The sequence below is a fragment of the Moorena sp. SIO2C4 genome, assembly GCF_010672485.1.
Taxonomy (GTDB): Bacteria; Cyanobacteriota; Cyanobacteriia; order Cyanobacteriales; family Coleofasciculaceae; genus Moorena; species Moorena producens.
The window spans coordinates 1-4,219 of sequence record NZ_JAAHGN010000664.1 but is presented as its reverse complement, the minus strand read 5'-3'; the positions used below and the strand labels follow the sequence as shown (position 1 = coordinate 4,219).

General features: G+C 43.4%; 4 protein-coding genes. 3 read left to right on the top strand and 1 reads right to left on the bottom strand.

Annotation, left to right across the window (positions count from 1 at the left end):
* Positions 1-2,221 (top strand): hybrid sensor histidine kinase/response regulator (locus F6K20_RS26760; protein WP_287296666.1); only part of this gene is annotated, 2,221 nt, incomplete at its 5' end.
* A 192-nt stretch (positions 2,222-2,413) separates the two neighbouring features.
* Here F6K20_RS26760 and F6K20_RS26755 read toward each other — a convergent pair.
* Positions 2,414-2,587, bottom strand: a complete 174-nt coding sequence (locus F6K20_RS26755; protein ID WP_154659919.1) for a hypothetical protein — start codon at positions 2,585-2,587, stop codon at positions 2,414-2,416.
* A 228-nt stretch (positions 2,588-2,815) separates the two neighbouring features.
* Between F6K20_RS26755 and F6K20_RS26750 the strand changes: the two genes are divergently transcribed.
* Together F6K20_RS26750 and ureG are read left to right on the top strand one after the other, a co-directional pair.
* The gene (locus F6K20_RS26750; protein ID WP_008188412.1) at positions 2,816-3,274 is read left to right on the top strand and encodes a chemotaxis protein CheW; all 459 of its coding nucleotides are present in this window, start codon (positions 2,816-2,818) and stop codon (positions 3,272-3,274) included.
* Between the two features lie 195 nt (positions 3,275-3,469).
* Positions 3,470-4,066 carry an urease accessory protein UreG gene (gene ureG, locus F6K20_RS26745; RefSeq protein ID WP_008188409.1) on the top strand — a complete coding sequence of 199 codons (597 nt, stop codon included), beginning with the start codon at positions 3,470-3,472 and terminating at the stop codon, positions 4,064-4,066.
* Positions 4,067-4,219 lie beyond the last annotated feature (153 nt).

The following is a 4,219-nucleotide window of genomic DNA, read 5'->3' as shown; positions in this document are numbered from 1 at the left end:
AAACCGCCAGTTGCTTGAAAATGAACAACTGCTGGCGGCAGTGCGAGTACTCCAAGATCGTGTCCACCAACATCAGCAAGTGCTCGACCAACTGCAAGATTGGTACGACCGCCTGTTTATTTTGATGCAACAAAAGCAGATTAGGCAAAGGTTGCAGGTTAGCAAGTTTCAGGTTGAAGGTTTAAACAAAAACTTTGCTACCGACTCAAATCCTAGCTTTTCCTCCTACCCTTGGGCAGAAAAAACCTTGCAGGTTAGCAAGTTTCATGTTGAAGGTTTAAAGGAAAACTTTGCTACCAACCCCAATCCTACTGCCAACCTTGACCAAAAGGCCACGCTACGCTCTCAACCCACTAACCTTCAACCCACTAACCTTCAACCCACTAACCTTCAACCCACTAACCTTCAACCCACTAACCTTCAACCCACTAACCTTCAACCCACTAACCTTCAACCCACTAACCTTCTTGATACAGACTATTTCGATGACCTGGAACTAAAGCGTTATAGTACACCCGAGCTTCTGATTCAGTCAGTTCTAGAAGACGCTATACAATTAACAGAAGCTGCCTATGACATTGAGCTGTTCACCACCCAATCCAGTAAGACTCTCGAACAACAACGTCGGTTGTTAACCAACCATCGTGATGTCTTGATGGAGGCTCGGATGTTGCCTTTAGGGGAAATATTTAGTCGTTTCCCCCCTGTCCTCAAGCAGTTGTCAGCCTCCCACCATAAGCTGGTAGAGCTAAAAATCTCTGGTAATGATGTTTTAGTGGATAAAGTTGTTGCCCAGAAACTGTACGACCCCCTGCTGCATCTTGTGCGTAATGCTTTTGACCACGGCATTGAGACTCCTGCTCTACGGCAACAACAGGGCAAACCAGAAAACGGATTAATTGAAATCACTGCTTGCCATCGGGGCAGACATTTGGTGATTGAAGTCAAAGATGATGGGCCAGGGTTGAATTTTAAACGGATTCGCCAACTAGCCGTAGAACGTGAACTGATCGACCTCGAACAGAGTAATAGTCTCAGTGAGGCTCAGCTGAGGAATTTGTTGTTTGAACCAGGCTTTTCCACTGTCTCTGGGGTGAATAACCTCTCTGGACGAGGTGTTGGTCTTGATGTTGTCCTAAACCAGGTCAAAGCTCTGAGGGGTTCCGTCCAGGTTGATTCTTCTCCCGACCTTGGCACCAGATTTAGACTACAAATTCCCCTGAGTTTAACCATAGGTAAGTTACTCCTGTGCCAGGCTGGGAAGCAAGTTTATGGGTTGATCACTGATCAAGTCAAGCAAATTATTATTCCTCAGGAACACCAGCTCCGAAGTTGGGAAGATGGTAAAGTGCTTCACTTGGGTACCGGGAGTGATCAGCAACTGGTTAAAGTCTACCAACTTGGGCAAATCCTAGATTATTCCTCTCTGGCTTCTCCATTCTCAGTAACCCATCCCCATCAGCCTGTTGTTCCTAAACAGACGATTAGACCAATCATTCTGATCCATTACCAGGATCAGCTTGTCGGTCTGGAAGTAGAGCAACTGCTCGGAGACCAGGAGTTGGTGATTCGTCCTTTGGGGACAATGATTGTGCCACCCCCCTATGTCAATGGGGGCAGTATTCTAGCGGATGGTCGGTTAACACTGGTGCTGGATGGGACTGAATTGATCCAGTACCTATCTGACCAGCGGACCGATGGCAGTCAAAGGTTAAAGGTTAGCACATTGAAGGTTGAAAGCAAAAGCGATGACCAAGCCACCCAAGCAATGGAAACCCTTTCACGAAAGCAGCTTCCACCTTCATTGGTTGAACCGTTCTGGGTCAGACATAAGCCAAAGGTACTCCTGGTAGATGACTCGATCACCCTGCGCCAAACTCTAGCCATGACCTTGGGAAAGAATGGCTATCAAGTGTTTCAAGCCCAGGATGGTTATGAAGCCATTGAGCAACTACAGCATCAGAAAGATATACAGTTAGTGATCTGTGATATTGAGATGCCTCGCATGAATGGGTTTGAATTTCTCAAACACTGCCAGCAAGACCCGGCTTTGGTAGATATTCCTGTAGTCATCCTCACCTCCCGCAGTAACGATAAACACCGCTTGATTGCTGCACAGTTGGGGGCAAAGGCTTATATCACTAAGCCCTATTTGGAACACAAATTGTTGACAACAGTAACCGATGTTGTTGAGCCCATTTCACCCTCAATAACGGAGTAGGGAGTAGGGAGTAGGGAGTAGGGAGTAGGGGGAATAAAGACTATAGCAATTCTCATAGCTATGAGGTACACAATTTCGGGATTTTAGGTAATAGGTAATAGCTAATAGCTAATAGGTAATAGCTAATAGGTAATAGCTAATAGGTAATATAGCAGTCGCCAGGGCAGTTAGTACATGACAAAAGTCTCAAACCTAAGTAAGCGCAAGAGTTTGACTTCTGACTTCTGACTTCTGACTTCTGACTTCTGCTATAGCTAATAGGTAATAGCTAATAGGTAATAGGTAATAGCTAATAGGTAATAGTTCATGTAGGGTGGGCAGTGCATCAGACAGATAATGAAGCTTGCAAACCACGTTGGTAGGCACTGCCCACCCTACGATTAATGACAATGGTGCAAGATATCAGATAAACGCTATATACTGCCTAAGTATTATCAACAGTATATTCAACCCTATATCCTGGAATGATTTGGTAATTTTTAATTATTAATTTATCATTAATACGTAAAATTTTTTAGCCTAACAAATTATCAAAAAAATAAAAGTTTCCCTTTTCCTAAATATTAATAGCTATAATAAGGTTAAATAAAGGCGATGTTAGACAATAATTCAAAGCCAGACAAATTCATGGTTTTTAAGATTGCTGACTATTCCCTATGTCTTGGGATTAGGGATGTCCTGAAAGTGGTAAATTTTACCACTGAAATCAGCCGGGAGATGAAAACCATGGGATTAGTTCAGCTAGGCAAGCATACGATTAAAGTTTGGGATTTACATCAGCAGTTGGGCGATGGTAGTTTACCTCACCGAAGCCCTAACCAAAGGTTCTTAGTAATTATTCGTCCTAGGGACTCCGAACTTTGGGGAATTTTTGTGGATGATCTGCCCAATTTGGTGGAGTTACCCCAAGACATGATGCGACCTATCCCGAAGTCTTACCGTCAGGCCAGTGTTCTGGAGATGATATCTCATGCAGCTGTTATATCAAACGAAGCATCTACTCAGAAAATTTTTCTTTTGGATTTACAGCAAGTCGGTGCCTTGACCCCTTAATCGTCAATAGTTATAGCGCTGCGCGCTTCATCCCTTAAATTTGCCAACACCATTACAGCCATTGCTATAATAAAAATCTAAAATTGCCAATTGCCAATTGTTAATTGTTAATTTATCATTAGCAATTAACAATTTTTTTATGGCTAATGACCATAAATAAACTACACTATTAAAATTAACTCTAAGTTAGTTAACATGAGTACTTTTCGTGTTGGGATTGCTGGTCCAGTTGGTTCAGGGAAAACTGCTCTATTAGATGCATTGTGTAAAGCGCTGCGAGACTCTTATCAAATCGCTGTGGTCACCAATGATATATATACTCAGGAAGATGCCCAGTTTTTAGTTAGGAGTCAGGCCCTAGAAAGCGATCGCATTCTGGGTGTGGAAACAGGGGGTTGTCCCCATACTGCCATTCGGGAAGATGCCTCAATGAACTTGGCAGCCATTGAACAGCTGGAAAATCGGTTTACTGATTTAGACTTGGTGTTCCTAGAAAGTGGAGGGGATAACCTAGCAGCAACCTTCAGTCCAGAACTAGTAGATTTCACTATTTACGTTATTGATGTGGCTGCTGGGGATAAGATTCCTCGTAAAGGAGGACCAGGAATCACCAAGTCTGACTTGCTGGTGATTAACAAAATTGATCTGGCACCTCAGGTGGGAGCAGATTTGGGGGTGATGGAACGGGATGCTAAAAAGATGCGAGGAGATAAACCCTTTGTGTTTGCGAATTTGAAAACTAAAGAGGGAATCTCTACGGTGATTGAGGTGATAAAACTTGACATGGGCTAGATTAAGTCGGTTGAGAAGGGAGTAATAAAAGTGTGGGAATCAAACCTAATCTGATCATGGGAGCATGGGTGGTGATGATAATGTTTTTTTTAGATCGGAAGAGCGTGGTGTATGGAAAGGGGGTAGATATGGGTGGTGGCCGTATCATTAAAA

Bases quoted from the DNA above. Each gene is read 5' to 3' on its own strand.
- ureG (WP_008188409.1), top strand. From the start codon at position 3,470: ATGAGTACTTTTCGTGTTGGGATTGCTGGTCCAGTTGGTTCAGGGAAA.
- F6K20_RS26750 (WP_008188412.1), top strand. From the start codon at position 2,816: ATGTTAGACAATAATTCAAAGCCAGACAAATTCATGGTTTTTAAGATT.